Source organism: Rubrivivax gelatinosus, assembly GCF_004340905.1.
Lineage (GTDB): Bacteria > Pseudomonadota > Gammaproteobacteria > Burkholderiales > Burkholderiaceae_C > Rubrivivax > Rubrivivax gelatinosus.
Genome location: NZ_SLXD01000007.1, coordinates 33055 through 49292, shown reverse-complemented (window position 1 = coordinate 49292; position 16238 = coordinate 33055). Strand labels below are relative to the sequence as shown.

Here is a 16238-nt window from a genome sequence, read left to right as displayed (position 1 = left end):
CCCCTATGCAACTGCTGCCCGCCACCGCCGACGACCGCGAACTGATCGCGGCACTCGTCGCGCACTCCAACGCCGAAGTCGCCGCGCGTTTCGGCCTGACCCAGGCCAACTGCCCGAAACACCCGTCGTTCTGCACGCCGGAATGGATCGCCGAGGACAACGCGCGCGGCCAGCGCTACGTGCTCGCACGCGTCGACGGCGAGGCCGCCGGCTGCGTCGCGCTGGACTACCCGGCCGAACCGGGCACCGTCCACCTGAACCGGCTGTCGGTGCTGCCGCCGTGGCGCCGGCGCGGTGTCGGCCGCGCGCTGACCGAGGCCGTGCTCGCCGCCGCTGCCGGCTGGGGCGCCAAGCGCGTGAGCATCGGCGTCATCGCCGCGCACGGCGAACTGGTGCGCTGGTACGAGCGCCTGGGGTTCGTCGCCGGCCCGACGCGGCGTTTCGAGCACCTGCCGTTCGAGGTGCTGTACCTGACGCACGAACTGGCGCCCGTCGAGCCGGCGACGCTGTTCGAGACCGAACGCCTGCACTGCCGGCGCTGGCGGCCCGAGGACCACGAAGCGCTGCAACAGGTCTACGGCGACGCCGACGCGATGCGCTGGGCCGGCGACGGCCGCGGCATCACGCCGGCCGAATGCGAGGCCTGGCGGCGTGTCACCGCGATCAACGACGCGACACGCGGCTACGGCATGGCGACGCTGGAGCGCCGCGGCGACGGCCGCATCGTCGGTTTCTGCGGCCTGGTGCACCCGGGCGGCCAGGTCGAGCCCGAGGCCAAGTACGCCTTCGCGCGCGAACACTGGGGCCAGGGCCTGGCCAGCGAGGCGCTGCAAGGCCTGTTGGCCTGGGCCGACAAGCACGGCATCGGCCCGGTCATCGCCACCGTCGCCGAGCCCAACCTCGCGTCCCGGCGCGTCATCGAGAAGGCCGGCATGCACTGCGTCGAACGCCGCGACGAAGACGACGGCATCCCGACGCTGGTCTACGCCCGCCCGGCCGGCTGAGGCGATGGCACTGCCGGCCCGCGTGCTCGTCAGCGCCTGCCTGCTCGGCGACGCGGTGCGCTGGGACGGCGGCCACAAGCGCCTGGACGCCGCCGTGCTGCGGCGCTGGCAGGCCGAAGGCCGGGTCGTCGGCTTCTGCCCCGAATGCGCCGCCGGCCTGCCGGTGCCGCGGCCACCGGCCGAGATCGAACCCGGCGCCGACGCGGCCGCGGTGCTGGCCGGGCGGGCGCGTGTCGTCGCGCGCGACGGCCAGGATGTGAGCGCCGCCTTCGTCGCCGGCGCCGAGGCCGCGCTGCGGGCCGCGCACGAAGCCGGCGCCACCGTCGCGCTGCTGAAGGACGCCAGCCCCTCGTGCGGCAGCACCTGCGTGCACAACGGCTGTTTCGCCGGCGCGACGGTGTCGGGCCGCGGTGTCGCTGCCCAGCGGCTGGTCGCCGCCGGACTGGCCGTCTTCGCGGAGAACGAGGTAGAGGCCGCGGACGGGTGGCTTCGAGCGCTCGACCGCGAGCTGGCGCCGCCGGCGCGCTGCTGAGCACGCGCCCACCACGACACGCCCTCACGGGCGGGGGCACCACACCCCCCGGCGGTGGAGTGCCCGCAGGCCAGCACGTGGCGACCATGGGAGCCCCACCGCTTCGCCGAGGTCGATACCCATGATCACCAGAACCGCACGCGCCGCCTGGACGGTCCTGCTGCTGGCCGCTTCGCAGGCCGCCACCGCGCAGTCGCTCTACACCGGCAGCGTCGAACGCGACGGCTCCAGGCTGGTCCTGCGCAGCTGCGATCTGATCGCCCATCGTTTCGTGCTCCTCGACGCCCCCGGGCACGAGAACACCCTGAGCCGGGAACTGCCCGAACGGCTGGGCAGCGGGCGCGATCAGGTCGTCGTGTCGGTCGTCGCCCAGTATTCGGAGGCGGATGGTCGCAGCGTGCTCAGCGTCACCCGGGTCACGGACGTGGCGCGCGGTGCACCGTGCCGGCTGCTTGACGCGCTGGACGCGCGTTTCCAGGAGGCGGAAGCGGCGGCGCAGCCACCGGCGAAGGCACGTTGATCGACGCGGTGCGGCCGGTCGCTGAGGCCGACAATCGCCGCATGGCACTCGACCTTTCGCGCTACCGCCGCATCGTCTTCCTCACCGGCGCCGGCATCTCGGCCGCGTCGGGGCTGCGCACCTACCGCGGCCCGGGCGGCATCTGGGACGACGCCGAGGTCGCCGAGTGCGCCCACGTGCACACGCTGCAGCGCCAGCCACGGCGCACCTGGGCGCTGTTCGGCGGCATGCGCGAGCCGGTGGCGGCCGCCGCGCCCAACGCCGCGCACCTCGCGCTGGCGCGCTTCGAGGCCACGCTCGGCCCCGAGCACGACTTCCTGCTGATCACGCAGAACATCGACGGCCTGCACCAGCGCGCCGGCAGCCGGCGGGTCGTCGAGCTGCACGGCAACGTCAGCACGACGCGCTGCAGCCACGACGGCTGCACGCTCGTGCCTTATCCGGACACGACGACGCACGCCGGCACGGTGCCGCACTGCCCGCACTGCGGTTCGGCACTGCGCCCGGACATCGTGCTCTTCGGCGAGATGCTGCCGATGCAGGCCCTGCGCCAGGTGCAGCAGGCGCTGCAGGACTGCGACCTCTTCGTCGCCGTCGGCACCTCGGGCACCGTGACCCCGGCGGCCGAGTTCGTGCGCGGCGCGCGCTACGCCGGCGCCCACACCGTCTACCTCAACCTCGAGCCGATGCACCCGCGCCACCCGGCTTTCGCCGAAGAGCTGATCGGCCCGGCCGAGGAACTGCTGCCCCGCTGGCTGGGCACCGCCTAAGCGCGAGCCCATAGCGGCCCTTGCGCGCAGCCTCCGGCCCAGGCGCCGGGCGCTGCGCGCTGCGCCGCGCATTCGCAGCGCCCCGTCGGGCGCCATGCCGCCCCGGGCACGCCTCCCCCACGCACTCGTCAAGCGCTGCGGCGCATGCCGCGGGGCCACGCGCCTTCGCGATGGAGCAACTCGGGCTTGCGAAAGCGTGTTGACCCCGCGATGCAACAGGCATACGATGGCCTCACCAATCGTTCTCACGGGTACGATTGGTAATTACGGGCTTAGCTGACAACCCAAAAAGCTCGGCCTTCATTCATGAGGTGAAATGACATGCTGAAACTACTCGCCGCCTCGCGTAGACGGCCCGGCCTGACGCGAGCGGACTACCAACGCTATATCGAGTTCTATCACGGCACGCTCGCGCGGGAACATCGCTCGTCGCTCCGCGCCTATATCCAGAACCACGTCATCGACAGCGCGTTCGGGACGCTGCAGGATTCTACGCACCAGCAGATCGCGGATCGCGACGCGGTCGTCGAACTGATGTTCGACACCTTCCCGGACATGATCAACGCGCTCGAACCGAAGGAGCCGACGCCGGTGGGCCCGGACGGCCAGTTCTTCGCCGACGAATGCAACAGCATCACCGTCATGGCCGAAGAGGAAGAAATTCCGGTGGCCTGTCCGACGCCGTCGTTCAACCCCGGCCTGGCGGGACTCAAGAACCAGGGCGGGATGAAGGTCATGCATTTCGTCATGCGTGACGACAGCATCTATCCGGAAGACTTCCAGAAGTACTGGCGCGAAGCCCACGACGAAGCGCTGGACAAGGCACCGTATGCCAAGAGCCAGCTCCGCCGCTGCCAGGCCAACTGGCGTTTGCGCCTGAACGACAACGACGCCGCGGCGCGCAAGCACTTCAAGCAGGTGAATCCGCCGGTCTACAACCTGGTGTCTTGCCACTGGTACGACACGATGGAACAGGCAGGCGCCTTCCGCGAATACCACGAGGCACTGCAGAAGTCCTCGCGCAAGTTCGCCAACTGGTCGAAGTCGTTCTTCCTGATGACCAAGCAGATCGTCATCATCCGCGACACCGACGGTTATCGCCCGGCGGCCTGAGGGCCACTCAACGGAGTATCAAGAAATGGCAACCAGCGAAACTCTGCGCGAGCTCGCCGTGCAGCAGACCTACACGGAGTATCTCGCCCACACCAAGGTCAAGGCCTCGCTCCTCGAACTGACCGAGGAAGAACGCGCGCGGCCCTTCGCGAAATATCTCTTCGACGAGATCCCGCAGCCCGATCCCAAGGCCATGGCGGTGATGGACCAGCCCTGCGACCCCGACAAGGCGCTGCTCCCCGAGGACATGAACCGCCTGCTCGACCCGGGCTACCTCGAGGTCGAGGCCGGCTGGTGCATCCTGCGCAACGGCGCCGGCTTCATCGCCAACAAGTCGGTGTACCCGGACGTCACCGCCGACATGATCGACTGGTGGTTCGCCTGGCACCCGCTGGAGGACCTGCGCTACCGCATCTGGTACCCGCCGCAGCACGCCGGGATCATGGTCAGCCCCGAGAACCGCAAGCGCCTGCTCGACGAGTCGATCCCGATGTCGCAGCGCAACTGGGGCGTCACGCACCACGTCACCGAGAACTGCAACTGCGGCATGGACAACGTGGACATCCACTTCAAGTCGCCCGAGGACTTCGGCTTCGACATGGCGCGCTGGAAGCGCCCGGCCGTCGCCACGGTGGCCTGCGGCCAGGGCTGGGCGGTGTCGGTGAACAAGACCGACGACAGCGTCACGGCGCCGGCGATGATGTGCCACATCTTCCGCGAGACGCCCCAGGGGCTGGAGCACCGCACCCGCTTCTGGATGGGCTACCGCCTCGTCGGCAAACGTCCCGAGCTGACGCTGCCGCCCGGCGTGCGCGTCCCGGCGGAAAGCGTGCAAGGCCTTGCACGACACAACGTCAGCGAGTTCACGCGCTATGCGCAATTCCTCCCGAGAATCTACAAGGAACTCGGCGGAAAGATGCTCGCCTGAACGATCGCGAGATATTCCGGCGGCCTTTTTTCGGGAAGGTTAAAAGGTCTTAAAGCGCCCCTTCTAGGGCTATTCACAGGCTGTGGAACGCTGCTGCGTCCCACAGCCTTTTTTTCGTCCTCAATCGCCGCCGGATATCACCACGCGCCGCCCAGCCGTTTGCGGCGGCTCAAATTCCAAATGTCAACGCTTGACATTTGGCGCGCGATACAGAGCTTTCAGCATCTTATCGTACCCGCCAGAACGATACATCGACACGTTGTCGCCGGCGGTCCCCGGCGGTCAGCTGTGGAGATTCGAAGAATTGCATTCGCGACCCGCACCAATTTCCACAAAGGCGCGGGCGCCTGGTCAGAAAAATATTCTTGAAATCGACCAGCGGGTATCCGGCGGCAGCGTCGGCACCAGCTGGAACCGCGGGGAAGAGCCGTCGACCTGCACGACCGGAAAACAACCGGCGACGCCGCAGGAAAACAGCACAACAGCCGAAAGATCGCCAACCCGCGGCCCCGGATACGGGCATCGAAAGGCGACGACGGCATCAAGAAGCATGAAGCAAGAGGTAGATGATCATGAACGCCAGCATTCGACGCGCCGTCTTCGGCGTGACATTGACCGTGGCCGCGGCCGCGGCCCAGGCGGAGGGTGACGGGAACAAGCCATATCGCATGTTCGAGAACCCAGAACCGCACACCGGAATTTCCTCTTCAGGTTATGTCTGGCTGGGCTTCTCGACCAACAGCAACAGCCATCACGATACCGCCACGGGCGCCAACAGCACCGGCCCGATGGTCGGCCCGGCAGACGAAGGATTGCAATTCAACCGTGTCCAATGGACGCTGGAACGACGCCTGAAAGCCAATCTCCTGTCGCGAATGGGCCCGCTCCCCGGCCCGACCTCGACCGAATGGGACTGGGGCATGCGCATGGACATGGTCTATGGCCGTGACGGCATCCACACCCTGGTCAATGGTTTCGACGCCGATTGGGGCGTCAATCGTGCGCCGAGCGACGACCCGAATGGCAAGACGCGCCAGAACTACCTCGGGTTCGCCAACCTGTACGCGCAGATCTATGCGCCCTACGGCGACGGAGCCGTTCTGACGATCGGCCGCTTCATGAGCGGCATCGGCCACCTGCTGCCGACCACCGGCGGCTACGACCCGAGCCAGTTCTATTCGCGAACCTACGCTTTCGCCTCGCAACCGATCGAAGTCGTCGGCGTCCTGGCCTCGGCGAACGTGATGCGCGGCGATCACGGCCTGCTCGCAGCCGAACTCGGCGTCGTCAACGGCCGGGCCAACTGGCAGGACAACAACAACGACAAGAGCGTCATCGGCGCGCTGCGCTGGCGCAGCACGGACATGCGCTGGCGCGTCGACTACGCGTTCATGACCGGCGACGAACAGACCGAGCCCGGTTATCCGACGCAGATGCCGTTCCACCGCATCAGCTCGCCGCGAGACCAGAACCGCCAGCACCACTCGCTGACACTGCTCTACAACGCCAGCGAGGCGCTGGGCATGCACGTCGAGTACCTGCGCGGCCGCCAGGACGCCGACGGCAAGGCCGACACCGTCGACATCTTCGACGGCGCGAACTACAAGGGCGGCGCCTATTACGGCATCAACGCCGGCCTGCGGTACCGGCTTTCGCCGCAGATGACCGCGGGATTCCGTGCCGAGGTCTTCAACGATCTCGACGGCGTGGCGACCTTCCCCAACACGATGGCCCGCGGCCGCTTCCACGGCGTCACCACCGGCATCTCGTACACGCTGACACCGAACGTCGTGCTGCGGCCGGAACTGCGTTACGACTGGCAGACCGATCGCGGCGCCCTCAAGGCCTTCGGCGACCACACCAAGCAGCAGCAGACCACGCTGTCGGTCGACGCGCGGATCTACTTCTGACGCTGCCGTCGGCCCTGGCCGCCACCTCCGGGCCTATCGCCCCGGGTGCGGTCCGGGGTGCGGTCCGGGGTGCGCTCCGGGGCGCGCCCCGGGATGGCCGCCACGAGGCAGCCGATACAATTCCGCCGGACCGGAGCCTGGACGAAATCGTCCGCAACAGGCTCCGCCTCCGGCCCGGACGCCCATGCGCCGTCGCGGTGCCGGGTTCCGCCGTCAGGTTGTTCATGCGCGACGCCAGGTCGCACGCCGGCGTCGCAGCGCGCATGGACTTGCCGAGACCGAGATGGAACCCTCCCCGCCGAAGAACGTCAGCCCACGACGAACCCGTCGTCCGGGGCGGCCGACCGTCGCCGAGGCGGAACACAAGTCGGCGGAGTTGCTGGAGATCGCGGCCGAGGTCTTCCTGGAGCACGGCTACCGCAACACGAAGATCGCCGACATCATCGCCCGGCTCGGCGGCTCCAAGGGCACGCTGTACGCGCGTTACGCGACCAAGGGCGAACTGTTCGGCGCGGTCATCGAGCACCAGATCGAGCAGGTGGAGCAGGTGTTCAGCAGCCAGCTGGCGGGCGGCGCCGGCCTGATCGAGGTGATGACGGCCTTCGGGCACACCTTGTTCGCGACGATGTACGACCCGCGCATGGGCTCCCTGTTCAGGATACTGGTCGAGGAAGCCGCCGAGTTCCCCGAACTCGCGCTGAAGCTGCTGCGTTCCGGGCCGCTGCGCGCGACCTTCCTGTTGAAGAGCTACCTCGAGTCGCAACCGGGTTTCGACGCCACGCGGGCCGAAATCGCCGCCGACAGCTTCTGCTCGCTGTGTCTGGGCCTGCCGGTCATCAACTCGCTGCTGAACCCGACCGACCGGCCCAGCCCGGCCGAGGTCGCGCGCAAGGTGGCGATCGCGGTGGACACCATCCTCGCCGCGCACTGCCCCGAGCAGCGGCGTCCTGGCGGGCTCCCGTCGGCTTGACGGAACTCAAAACCACGCTGCGAAATGCGCGGCGACACTGGCCCGGCGCCGTGCTCCCGGCCGGCGCCTCCGCGCATGGCCACCAAACGTTTCCCGATCAACCCGCCGCACCCTGAGCGCACCTGCTGGGGCTGCGACCGCTACTGCGCCGCCGACCAGCTGATCTGCGGCAACGGCTCCGAGCGCACCCAGCACCCGGTCGAGTTCTTCGGCCCCGACTGGCACGACTGGGTGCCACCATCGGGCGAGAACGCCCCCGACACCACGCCGGCCGACGAGACGCCCGCCGGCTGAGCACCACGCCGCCGGGGCGACGACGCGACACCTGCTGAACGCGGGGTCGCCGCGCCGGCACCACCGCACAGAATCGGGCCAGGTTCACGCCGAGGTTTCGATGCAACGTCTTCCCACCCTGCCCCGCCCGCTGCGCGTCCTCGTGGCCGCGATGTTCGCCGCGTCGGCGCTGCCGGCCGCCGCGCTGGACCTGGACGCGCTCTGGGACTTCGGCCAGCCGGCGCTGAGCGAGCAGCGTTTGCGCGCCGCGCTGGCCGACGCACGCGGCGACGACGCGCTCGTCCTGCGCACCCAGATCGCGCGCACCCAGGGCCTGCGCGGCGACTTCGACGGTGCGCTCGCCGAACTGGCGGCCGTCGAGCCGGCGCTGGCCACGGCCGGTCCGCAAGCGAGCGTGCGCTTTCATCTGGAGCGCGGCCGGGCGCGGATCTCGCCGGTGCACGACGACGCGGCACGCACGCCGCAGGCGCTGGCGGCGGCGCGTGCCGACTACCTGGCCGCCGCCGAAATCGCGCGCCGCAGCGGCCTGGACGACCTGGCTGTGGACGCGCTGCACATGATGGCTTTTGTCGACCGCGAGCCGGCCGACGCGATGCGCTGGACGCAGCAGGCGCTGGACCTGGCCCTGGCCTCGCCGCAGCCCGCCGCGCGTCGCTGGGAGGCCTCGCTGCGCAACAACCTGGGTTATGCGCTGCACGACCTGGGCCGCCACGACGAGGCCGTCGCCCAGTTCCGGGCCGCCCTGGCCCTGCGGATCGAGCGGGGCCAGCCGGAACGCGTCCAGGCCGCACGGTTCTCGCTCGCCTGGGCGCTGCGCGAAGCCGGCCAGCTCGACGAGGCGCTGGCGATCCTGACCGCGCTGGACCGGGCCGCGGCGGCCGCCGGCCGGCCCGATGCCGGCGTGCTGGAGGAACTCGAGGCGATCCACAGCGCACGCGGCGATGCCGCGGCCGCCGCCGAGGCCGCCGCGCGCCGCCGGGCGCTGCGCCCTTGACGGCGATGCGCCTGCACCAGGCGCCGCAGCCCTAGCATCGCCTGACCACGCGGCCCTCGCCGCGAGCGGGAGATCCCATGTTCGACCACCTCGGCTTCGGCGTTCGCGACCTCGAAGCCAGCACCACCTTCTTCCTGGCGGCACTGGCGCCGCTGCGCGTCGAGCTGGTGATGAAGGGCCCCGACGGCAGCGTCGGCCTCGGCCGCGACGGCAAGCCCTCGCTGTGGCTGTACGAAAGCCGCACGGCGCCGGCGCCCTTGCACCTGGCCTTCGTCGCCGAAAGCCGCGCCCAGGTCGACGCCTTCCACGCCGCGGCGCTGGCCGCCGGCGCGCAGGACCACGGCGGCCCCGGGCTGCGCCCGCACTACCACCCGAACTACTACGCCGCCTTCGTCATCGGCCCCGACGGCCACAACGTCGAGGCGGTGATCCACCGGCCGGCCTGACGAGCGGGCCGGCCCCGGGGCCGGCTAAGCCACTTGCGGCGACGCGGGCGGTTCGCCCTGAGCCGCGGCCAGGCAGCGGCGCAAGGCCATCGCCGCGGCCGGCGCACGTTCCTTGGCGCCGGCGATGAAGAACAGGAAGACGTCGCGCGGCGGCCCGGCGGGCAACGGCGGCAGCACGCGCGGCAGGCCCGCGGGCTCGCCGCCGTCGCGCCAGTGGCGCGCGCAGGCGGCCAGCGCCGGGAACAGGCGCGGCGGCAGGCCTTGCGGCTCGGCCGACTGCGTGCGCATCAGCCGGGCGTAGACGAAGTCGCCGCTCGGGTCGGCGAACGAAGGGTGCTCGTCGGAGTCGGTGAAGACGGTCGCGACACCCAGCCGGCGCGCCAGCTCGACGTACTCGGGGCAGCGAAAGCAGTCGTGGCGCGGCTCCAGCGCATGGCGCAGCGGCCGGCCGTGCGCCTCGCGCGGCAGCAGGCGCACGAAGGCCTCGATCTCGGCGGCGTCGAAACGTTTGCTCGGCGCGAACTGCCAGAGGATGGGGCCGAGCTTGTCGCCGAGTTCGCCGATGCCGCTGGCAACGAACGCCCCGATCGACTCGCCGGCGTCGGCCAGCACCCGCCGGTGGGTGGCAAAACGCGGCGCCTTCAGCGCGAAGACGAAGCCCTCGGGCGTCTGGTCGCGCCAGGCGGCGAAGGTCGAGGGCCGCTGCGTGCTGTAGAAGGTGCCGTTGACCTCGATCGCGTCGAGGCGCGTGCTGGCGTAGCGCAGCGCCTGCGCCGCAGGCAGGCCCGGCGGGTAGAAGGTCTCGCGCCAGGGTTCGTAGACCCAGCCGCCGATGCCCACGCGGATCGTCGCGCTCATCCATTGCTCCTCTCGGTCAGCGTGGCGGAGATACTCGGGAGATGTCCCTGCCTGTTCGAATGCTCCTGCCCGCCCTCGCGGCCTGCCTGCTCGGCGCCTGCGCATCCAAGGAAGTCGGCCGCGCCGGCGATGCGGCAACGGCCCCGCTGAAAGACCTCAACGTCGTGCGCGAAGCCATCCCGCAAGCCCTGCTCGGCGCCCGCAAAGCGCCCTACCGGCTGGCGCCCGACACCAGTTGCACGAGCACCGCAGCGGAGATCGCCGCGCTTGACGACGCGCTCGGCCCCGACCTCGACGCCCCCCCGAGCGACGGCGAGCGCGGCCTGCTGGAACGCGGCGGCGACGCGGCTGGCGACGCCGCCATCGGCGCGGTGCGGCGTACCGCCGAAGGCATCCTCCCGTTCCGCGGCTGGGTGCGCAAGCTCTCCGGTGCCGAGCGCCATTCGCGCGAGGTGACGGCGGCCGTCATCTCCGGCGGCGCGCGGCGGGCCTTCCTGAAGGGCTGGCGCAGCGCCCAGGCCTGCCCGGCGGTCGAGGCGACGGCCACCAACACCGCTCAGCGCCCGTAGCCCGGGTCGAGTGCACGGCGCTCGGCGAGGTCGCGCACCAGGAAGTGCACGGCGCGGCGCCAGGACTCGTCGCGGTTGCCGCGCATGTCGGCCGACTTCGTCAGCACGAGGCGGCCGGTCTCGACGTCGCGCACCTGCAGGTTGACGTTGAGGATCAGCTCGCTGACCTTCTGCACCCATGCCGTCATCACGAGGCGCGTGCCGAGCGCGCGGCCGACCTGGTCGGCACAGTCGTCACAGCGGTAGAGGTACTCGTGCTGCGCACGCAGGCGTGCGATCAGCGGCGCGGCCGGCGCGGCGTCGACGACGCGGTAGGCGCCAACGGCGACGAGTTCGCGCCGCAGCTGCTCACCGGCTTCGGCCAGGCGGCGCTGCTGGTCGGCCAGCGTCGCCGGGTTGTGGTGCTCGTCGACGAGTTCCAGGTCGAGCACGGCCAGTGGCGGCGCATCGGCCGCCCCCGCGTCGGCCGGTAACGGCAGCAGGCAGGCGGCAAGCAACAGGAGCAGCAGGTGTCGCATCGGGTGTGGGGGCAGGTGCAGGCCGGCGACGCAGCCGGCGTGCCGATCTTCGCGGCAGGCCCGCACCCCGGCCACTGGCGTTGTCCCGCGAATCACGTCGCTGGATTCCTGTCGGCCGGATTCCGACAAGGTGTGCCTCGCCGCCCTGACTGACGCCGCTTCCGGCGGCCTCCTACAGTCGGCGTCGAGGTCACACCCGCCCCTGCCTGCCGATGAGCGACACCCCGACACCGGTCCGCCCGGCCCCGCTGGCGCAGATGTACCGCCACCTCTGGCACCACGCCCAGGGCATGCGTGCGCGGCTGGGCGCGGCGCTGGCGATGCAGACCGGCGCGCAGCTGCTCAAGCTCGCCCTGCCCTGGCTGGCCGCCCAGGCCATCGACACGCTGCAGACGCGCGGCGCCTCCGGGCTTGCCGACGCCGGGCTGTGGATCCTGGCCATCGTCGGCACCAGCCTGGCGCTGTGGGCACTGCACGGGCCGGCGCGGGTGCTGGAGCGTTCGGTCGCGGTGCGCGTGCGCGCCGGTGTCGCCGATGCGATGTACACGCAGCTGGTGCACGCGCCGCTGGCCTGGCACGAACGCCACCACTCGGGCGAGCTGCAGCACCGCGTCGCGATGACCGGCACCGCGCTCTACGACTTCACGCAGAGCCAGTTCATCTACCTGCAGAACACGATCAACGTCGCCGGCCCGCTGGTCGCGTTGGCGCTGCTGTCGCGCCAGACGGGTGCGTTGGCGCTGGTCGGCTTCGTCGCCATCGGCACGGTGATCCTGCGCTTCGACCGCGCGCTGATGCGCCTGGCCGCGGACGAGAACCTCGCCGAACGCCGCTACGCCGCGCGGCTGCTGGACTTCGTCGGCAACATCTCGGCGGTCGCCAGCCTGCGCCTGCAGGCCGCGACACGCGGCCTTCTCGCCACGCGCCTGGCGGCGGTGTTCGTGCCGCTGCGGCGCGCCATCGTGCTGACCGAATGGAAGTGGTGCGCGGTCGACCTGCTGGGGCTCGGACTGAGCTGGGGCCTGGTCGTCGCCTACGCGCTGTCGGCCGCCCCGGCGGCAGGCGGCACGCTGCTGATCGGCAGCCTGTTCATGGTCTACCAGTACGCCCAGCAGGCGTCGGGCGTGATGGGGTCGATCGCGGCGAACTACCAGAACCTGGCGCGCATGCGCACCCACTTCGCCAGCGGCGAACTGATCCGCGAAGCGCCGCCGCCGCGGCCCTCGGGCCCGGCGCCGGACACCCGCTGGCAGACGATCGAGCTGCACGGCCTCGTCTTCCAGCACGCCGGCGCCGCACGCGGCGGCCTGCACGGCGTGAGCCTGACACTGCGCCGCGGCGAACGCCTGGCGCTCGTCGGCCCCAGCGGCTCGGGCAAGAGCACCTTGCTGCGCGTGCTGGCGGGGCTCTACGACGCCCAGGGCGGGCGCGTGGCGGTCGACGGCACCGTGCAGGCCGGGCGCCGCCATCTCGGCGAACTGGCGACGCTGATCCCGCAGGAAGCCGAGATCTTCGAAGCGACGATGCACGAGAACATCACGCTCGAGCGCGCCGTGACCGAGGCCGCGCTGGCGCAGGCGGTGCATGCCAGCGCGCTGGACACGGTGCTGCAGGGCCTGCCGCACGGGCTGGCGACGCCGATGAGCGAACGCGGCTTCAACCTCTCCGGCGGGCAGCGCCAGCGGCTGGCGCTCGCGCGCGGCGTGCTGGCCGCGTGCGACAGCTCGCTGCTGCTGCTCGACGAGCCGACCAGCGCCCTCGACGCGCTGACCGAGCAGCGTGTGCACCAGCGCCTGGCGGCGGCGTTTCCCGGCGCCTGCATCGTCTCGGCAGTGCACCGGATGTCGCTGCTGGCGCACTTCGATCGCGTCGTCTTCATGGTCGGCGGCGGTGTCGTCGACGTCGGCAGCGTCGAGGAACTGCGCATGCGCCAGCCGCTGTTCGCGGCGATGCTGCTCGGAACCGAAAGCGAGCCGGCGGCCACCACGACCGCTTGACGGCAGTCAACCCGAGCGACGGCACAAGCGGCATCCTCGTGCACGAGGGGCGCGGCGGCCGAGGCTCGCCGCGCCGGGTTCGACGCTTGCCTGGGGCCGACGATGGAAGACCGCCACGACCTGCAACGTTTCGTCGATGCGCAGGGCCCGGTCATCGACCGCGTGCTCGCCGAGATCGGCGCCGGTCGCAAGACGACGCACTGGATGTGGTTCATCTTTCCGCAGCTGGCGAGCCTGGGGCGCAGCTCGATGGCGCGGCTGTACGGCCTGCACGGGCGGGACGAAGCGCTGGCGTACTGGCAGCACCCGGTGCTGGGGCCGCGCCTGAAGCGCTGCTGCGAGGCGCTGCTGGCAGTGCCCGGCCACCCGTCGGCGCTGCAGGTCTTCGGCAGCCCCGACGACCTGAAGCTGCGTTCTTCGCTGACCCTGTTTGCCGCGGTGGCGCCCGAGGAGCCGGTGTTCCGCCAGCTGCTCGAACGTTTCTACGACGGCCAGCCCGATCCGTTGACGGCCGGGCAGATCTGAAGCGGCCGCGCGTGCGCGGCTTGCCGGCGTCCGAGCCGTCGGCGGCCTTGCTGTCGGTCTGCCCTTCGCGCGTCGAGCGCAGCGGTGTTCATCGGCTCTTCCCGCGGGTGAAGCGCCGGAGGCCGTCGCGGCCACTGGCGGCGCGCCAGAGCAGCGCCGCGCCTGCCGCGAACACCAGCACGCGCGACAGCGTCGAGCTTGTCCGGGGCGCCTGGCGCAGCAGCGCCAGCCCGGCGCCCAAGGTCGCCAGGTGCTCGCCGGGCAGGCTGGGGCGTCGCTCGTCGAAGTCGCGCACGGCCTGCCAGGCGCCGACGACACGGTGAGGAATCTGGGCCATCTGGCGCTCCGGCTCGCGCCGGCACATGCCGGCCAGCCCCGGCGGCAAGTCTCGCACCCGCCGAGCGCGGCGCGGCTTACCAGGGCAGCGGCGCCGCCTCGCCGTTGGCGTGCTCGCCGTAGTACAGCGACGGCAGGAAACGCGACAGATAGCTGAACTCGGTGTAGCAGTGACGCAGCAGCGCGAGGCCCAGCGCGTCGGGCAGTTCGCGGGCCGGGTCGGCGCTCGAGCGGCCGAGCAGGAAGCGGCTGCGCAGCACGCAGCCGAAAGGCGTGTCGCGCGCCAGGTGCACCATCTGGCCGTCCTGCGGGTCGCCCTGGGCGTCGAGCTGCACGTGGTCGCCGAAGCCGATGCGCGCGTAGACGGCGGCCGAGGCGCGCTGCTCGGCAAACGCCAGCTCCAGCTGCGCCGGGTCGAACAGCTCGCGCGGATCGTGGAACTTGAGCCTGGCCGTCACGGGCGGGATGTCGGCCAGCGACTCGACGGCCTCGATGCAAGCGCCGATGTAGTTCTCGCCCTTCTTCCAGCGTGCGTCCCAGCCGTGATGGGCGACGTGGTCGTGCGGGTGCCACCACTTGATGTGCTGCGTGGTCTCGAAGAACTTGAACCACCAGTCCAGCATGCGGCCGCTGCAGCCGTGCATGTCGGTGCGGCAGGCGACCACCAGGCAGCCGCTGGGCAGGCGGCAGATGCCGGTCTCCAGGCGCAGCGGGGTGATCTGCAGCAGTTCGTCGATGCGCGAGATGTCGGGTTCGAAGGCGTGGTCGTTCATGGTGTTTCCGTTGTCGGTCGGCGGGAAGCACCATCGTACATTAAAGAAACGTTGATCGTTTCTTTAATGACGGATAATCGTGCACCGCCCACGACCCGAAGCCCGATGCCAGCCGACCTCATGCCTGCCCCCGCCCGGCCACGCGGGCGCCCCGCCCGTCCCGAACACGAGGCCCACGACGCCGCCGTCGACGCCGCGACCTGGCTGCTGCTGCACGAGGGTTATGCGGCGACGACGATGGAAGCCGTGGCCAGGCGCGCCGGGCTGGCGAAGAAGACGCTGTACCGCCTGGCGGCCAACCGCGAGGAGCTGGTGGCGCTGGTCGTGCGCAGCTGGACCGACGCTTTCCGCCCCGCGATGGCGGCCGACGCGGGCTCGGCCGCGGAGTTGCAGCCGGCGCTGGCGGCGATCCTGCGGCAGGTGGCCGAACGCGTGCTGTCGGCCGACGCCGTCGGGCTGTTCCGCCTGCTGAGCACGGATTTCCCGGCCAAGCCGGACCTGCTGGAGGTCTACCAGCGCAACGGCATCGAACGCGGCCGCGCGATGCTGGCGGACTGGCTGCGGCGCCAGTGCGCCAAGGGCTTGCTGAAGGTCGAGGCGCCGGAGCTCGTCTGCGACCTGCTGCTGTCGATGGTGATCGCCGAACCGCTGCGGCAGATGGCCCTGGGCCTGACGCCGCCAGTGCCCGGGTGGGATCCGGGGCCGCGCATCGAACAGGCGCTGCAGCTGCTGGCCGGGGAGGCTTGCGAGTGGTCGCCGCGGCCCTGAAATGACAAACGGCACCTTGCGGTGCCGTGTGCTGCCTCCTGAATGGCGTCCCCTAGGGGATTCGAACCCCTGTTACAACCGTGAAAGGGTCGTGTCCTAGGCCTCTAGACGAAGGGGACAGGACTTTGCGTCGCCTCGTGCGAAACCGATTCTCCCGACGCGGAAAACCGGCCTTGAAAAGACAAACGACACCTTGCGGTGCCGTCTGCTGTTTGGCGTCCCCTAGGGGATTCGAACCCCTGTTACAACCGTGAAAGGGTCGTGTCCTAGGCCTCTAGACGAAGGGGACTGATTCTTCGCACTTCTCGAACGGCGCCGATGACTTTTGGTGGAGGTAAGCGGGATCGAACCGCTGACCTCTTGCATGCCATGCAAGCGCTCTCCCAGCTGAGCTATACCCCCTTGTGAGTACG

General features: G+C 70.6%; 19 protein-coding genes and 3 tRNA genes. 15 read left to right on the top strand and 7 right to left on the bottom strand.

Features of this window, described 5'->3' with window-relative positions:
* Nucleotides 1–5: 5 nt before the first annotated feature.
* The 11 genes from EV684_RS11940 to EV684_RS11885 all read left to right on the top strand — a co-directional run bounded on the left by EV684_RS11940 (nt 6) and on the right by EV684_RS11885 (nt 9481).
* Complete coding sequence (locus EV684_RS11940; protein WP_132647500.1) at nt 6–1004, top strand: GNAT family N-acetyltransferase; 999 nt, start codon at nt 6–8, stop codon at nt 1002–1004.
* 4 nt (nt 1005–1008) lie between these two features.
* Entirely contained in the window at nt 1009–1536 is a 528-nt protein-coding gene (locus EV684_RS11935; RefSeq protein ID WP_132647498.1) for a DUF523 domain-containing protein, read from the top strand.
* 121 nt (nt 1537–1657) lie between these two features.
* Nucleotides 1658–2056 carry a hypothetical protein gene (locus tag EV684_RS11930; RefSeq protein WP_132647496.1) on the top strand — a complete coding sequence of 133 codons (399 nt, stop codon included), beginning with the start codon at nt 1658–1660 and terminating at the stop codon, nt 2054–2056.
* Nucleotides 2057–2097: 41 nt separating this feature from the next.
* Nucleotides 2098–2826: an SIR2 family NAD-dependent protein deacylase gene (locus tag EV684_RS11925; RefSeq protein WP_132647494.1), complete on the top strand. Its 729-nt coding sequence runs from the start codon at nt 2098–2100 to the stop codon at nt 2824–2826.
* A gap of 321 nt (nt 2827–3147) precedes the next feature.
* The gene (locus EV684_RS11920; RefSeq protein WP_132647492.1) at nt 3148–3939 is read left to right on the top strand and encodes an EthD domain-containing protein; all 792 of its coding nucleotides are present in this window, start codon (nt 3148–3150) and stop codon (nt 3937–3939) included.
* Between the two features lie 25 nt (nt 3940–3964).
* A complete protein-coding gene (locus EV684_RS11915) occupies nt 3965–4867 on the top strand; it encodes a DAPG hydrolase family protein (protein ID WP_050985585.1) in 903 nt (300 codons plus the stop codon).
* A gap of 572 nt (nt 4868–5439) precedes the next feature.
* A complete protein-coding gene (locus EV684_RS11905) occupies nt 5440–6777 on the top strand; it encodes an outer membrane beta-barrel protein (protein WP_242478651.1) in 1338 nt (445 codons plus the stop codon).
* 283 nt (nt 6778–7060) lie between these two features.
* Nucleotides 7061–7747 (top strand): TetR/AcrR family transcriptional regulator, encoded by a 687-nt coding sequence (locus EV684_RS11900; protein WP_165908475.1) that lies wholly within the window; start codon nt 7061–7063, stop codon nt 7745–7747.
* A 75-nt stretch (nt 7748–7822) separates the two neighbouring features.
* On the top strand, nt 7823–8041 hold the full coding sequence (locus EV684_RS11895; RefSeq protein ID WP_132647484.1) for a DUF3079 domain-containing protein: 219 nt from the start codon (nt 7823–7825) through the stop codon (nt 8039–8041).
* Between the two features lie 100 nt (nt 8042–8141).
* Nucleotides 8142–9035 carry a tetratricopeptide repeat protein gene (locus tag EV684_RS24365; RefSeq protein ID WP_132647482.1) on the top strand — a complete coding sequence of 298 codons (894 nt, stop codon included), beginning with the start codon at nt 8142–8144 and terminating at the stop codon, nt 9033–9035.
* 77 nt (nt 9036–9112) lie between these two features.
* Nucleotides 9113–9481 carry a VOC family protein gene (locus tag EV684_RS11885; RefSeq protein ID WP_132647480.1) on the top strand — a complete coding sequence of 123 codons (369 nt, stop codon included), beginning with the start codon at nt 9113–9115 and terminating at the stop codon, nt 9479–9481.
* A 24-nt stretch (nt 9482–9505) separates the two neighbouring features.
* Here the strand turns inward: EV684_RS11885 and EV684_RS11880 are convergent, their stop codons facing one another.
* A complete protein-coding gene (locus EV684_RS11880; protein WP_132647478.1) occupies nt 9506–10339 on the bottom strand; it encodes a DUF72 domain-containing protein in 834 nt (277 codons plus the stop codon).
* Nucleotides 10340–10398: 59 nt separating this feature from the next.
* Here EV684_RS11880 and EV684_RS11875 point away from each other — a divergent pair, with 59 nt between their 5' ends.
* On the top strand, nt 10399–10908 hold the full coding sequence (locus tag EV684_RS11875; RefSeq protein WP_242478675.1) for a hypothetical protein: 510 nt from the start codon (nt 10399–10401) through the stop codon (nt 10906–10908).
* Here the strand turns inward: EV684_RS11875 and EV684_RS11870 are convergent.
* On the bottom strand, nt 10896–11426 hold the full coding sequence (locus EV684_RS11870) for a DUF3280 domain-containing protein (RefSeq protein WP_132647474.1): 531 nt from the start codon (nt 11424–11426) through the stop codon (nt 10896–10898). The genes EV684_RS11875 and EV684_RS11870 overlap by 13 nt on opposite strands.
* Nucleotides 11427–11638: 212 nt before the next feature.
* Here EV684_RS11870 and EV684_RS11865 point away from each other — a divergent pair, with 212 nt between their 5' ends.
* Both EV684_RS11865 and EV684_RS11860 read left to right on the top strand, forming a co-directional pair.
* Nucleotides 11639–13423: an ATP-binding cassette domain-containing protein gene (locus tag EV684_RS11865; protein WP_242478674.1), complete on the top strand. Its 1785-nt coding sequence runs from the start codon at nt 11639–11641 to the stop codon at nt 13421–13423.
* 102 nt (nt 13424–13525) lie between these two features.
* Nucleotides 13526–13948, top strand: a complete 423-nt coding sequence (locus EV684_RS11860; RefSeq protein WP_132647472.1) for a DUF1810 domain-containing protein — start codon at nt 13526–13528, stop codon at nt 13946–13948.
* 88 nt (nt 13949–14036) lie between these two features.
* On the opposite strand, the gene EV684_RS11855 is transcribed toward EV684_RS11860, so the two are convergent.
* Together EV684_RS11855 and EV684_RS11850 are read right to left on the bottom strand one after the other, a co-directional pair.
* A complete protein-coding gene (locus tag EV684_RS11855) occupies nt 14037–14285 on the bottom strand; it encodes a hypothetical protein (protein WP_207184601.1) in 249 nt (82 codons plus the stop codon).
* A 76-nt stretch (nt 14286–14361) separates the two neighbouring features.
* Nucleotides 14362–15057 (bottom strand): DAPG hydrolase family protein, encoded by a 696-nt coding sequence (locus EV684_RS11850; protein ID WP_132647470.1) that lies wholly within the window; start codon nt 15055–15057, stop codon nt 14362–14364.
* Nucleotides 15058–15177: 120 nt separating this feature from the next.
* On the opposite strand from EV684_RS11850, the gene EV684_RS11845 reads away from it, so the two are divergent.
* Nucleotides 15178–15825 carry a TetR/AcrR family transcriptional regulator gene (locus EV684_RS11845; RefSeq protein WP_375138648.1) on the top strand — a complete coding sequence of 216 codons (648 nt, stop codon included), beginning with the start codon at nt 15178–15180 and terminating at the stop codon, nt 15823–15825.
* Nucleotides 15826–15868: 43 nt separating this feature from the next.
* Here the strand turns inward: EV684_RS11845 and EV684_RS11840 are convergent.
* The 3 genes from EV684_RS11840 to EV684_RS11830 form a co-directional block, all read right to left on the bottom strand.
* Nucleotides 15869–15944, bottom strand: a tRNA-Glu gene (locus EV684_RS11840).
* Nucleotides 15945–16038: 94 nt separating this feature from the next.
* Nucleotides 16039–16114 (bottom strand) — tRNA-Glu (locus tag EV684_RS11835).
* 37 nt (nt 16115–16151) lie between these two features.
* Nucleotides 16152–16227 (bottom strand) — tRNA-Ala (locus tag EV684_RS11830).
* Nucleotides 16228–16238 lie beyond the last annotated feature (11 nt).

Excerpts from the sequence above, each read along its gene's own strand:
- EV684_RS11875 (WP_242478675.1), top strand. The coding sequence starts at position 10,399 with ATGCTCCTGCCCGCCCTCGCGGCCTGCCTGCTCGGCGCCTGCGCATCC.
- EV684_RS11930 (WP_132647496.1), top strand. The coding sequence starts at position 1,658 with ATGATCACCAGAACCGCACGCGCCGCCTGGACGGTCCTGCTGCTGGCC.
- EV684_RS11915 (WP_050985585.1), top strand. The coding sequence starts at position 3,965 with ATGGCAACCAGCGAAACTCTGCGCGAGCTCGCCGTGCAGCAGACCTAC.
- EV684_RS11920 (WP_132647492.1), top strand. The coding sequence starts at position 3,148 with ATGCTGAAACTACTCGCCGCCTCGCGTAGACGGCCCGGCCTGACGCGA.
- EV684_RS11880 (WP_132647478.1), bottom strand. The coding sequence starts at position 10,339 with ATGAGCGCGACGATCCGCGTGGGCATCGGCGGCTGGGTCTACGAACCC.
- EV684_RS11845 (WP_375138648.1), top strand. The coding sequence starts at position 15,178 with ATGCCTGCCCCCGCCCGGCCACGCGGGCGCCCCGCCCGTCCCGAACAC.
- EV684_RS11855 (WP_207184601.1), bottom strand. The coding sequence starts at position 14,285 with ATGGCCCAGATTCCTCACCGTGTCGTCGGCGCCTGGCAGGCCGTGCGC.
- EV684_RS11900 (WP_165908475.1), top strand. The coding sequence starts at position 7,061 with ATGGAACCCTCCCCGCCGAAGAACGTCAGCCCACGACGAACCCGTCGT.
- EV684_RS11925 (WP_132647494.1), top strand. The coding sequence starts at position 2,098 with ATGGCACTCGACCTTTCGCGCTACCGCCGCATCGTCTTCCTCACCGGC.
- EV684_RS11870 (WP_132647474.1), bottom strand. The coding sequence starts at position 11,426 with ATGCGACACCTGCTGCTCCTGTTGCTTGCCGCCTGCCTGCTGCCGTTA.
- EV684_RS24365 (WP_132647482.1), top strand. The coding sequence starts at position 8,142 with ATGCAACGTCTTCCCACCCTGCCCCGCCCGCTGCGCGTCCTCGTGGCC.
- EV684_RS11885 (WP_132647480.1), top strand. The coding sequence starts at position 9,113 with ATGTTCGACCACCTCGGCTTCGGCGTTCGCGACCTCGAAGCCAGCACC.
- EV684_RS11935 (WP_132647498.1), top strand. The coding sequence starts at position 1,009 with ATGGCACTGCCGGCCCGCGTGCTCGTCAGCGCCTGCCTGCTCGGCGAC.
- EV684_RS11895 (WP_132647484.1), top strand. The coding sequence starts at position 7,823 with ATGGCCACCAAACGTTTCCCGATCAACCCGCCGCACCCTGAGCGCACC.
- EV684_RS11940 (WP_132647500.1), top strand. The coding sequence starts at position 6 with ATGCAACTGCTGCCCGCCACCGCCGACGACCGCGAACTGATCGCGGCA.
- EV684_RS11860 (WP_132647472.1), top strand. The coding sequence starts at position 13,526 with ATGGAAGACCGCCACGACCTGCAACGTTTCGTCGATGCGCAGGGCCCG.
- EV684_RS11865 (WP_242478674.1), top strand. The coding sequence starts at position 11,639 with ATGAGCGACACCCCGACACCGGTCCGCCCGGCCCCGCTGGCGCAGATG.
- EV684_RS11905 (WP_242478651.1), top strand. The coding sequence starts at position 5,440 with ATGAACGCCAGCATTCGACGCGCCGTCTTCGGCGTGACATTGACCGTG.
- EV684_RS11850 (WP_132647470.1), bottom strand. The coding sequence starts at position 15,057 with ATGAACGACCACGCCTTCGAACCCGACATCTCGCGCATCGACGAACTG.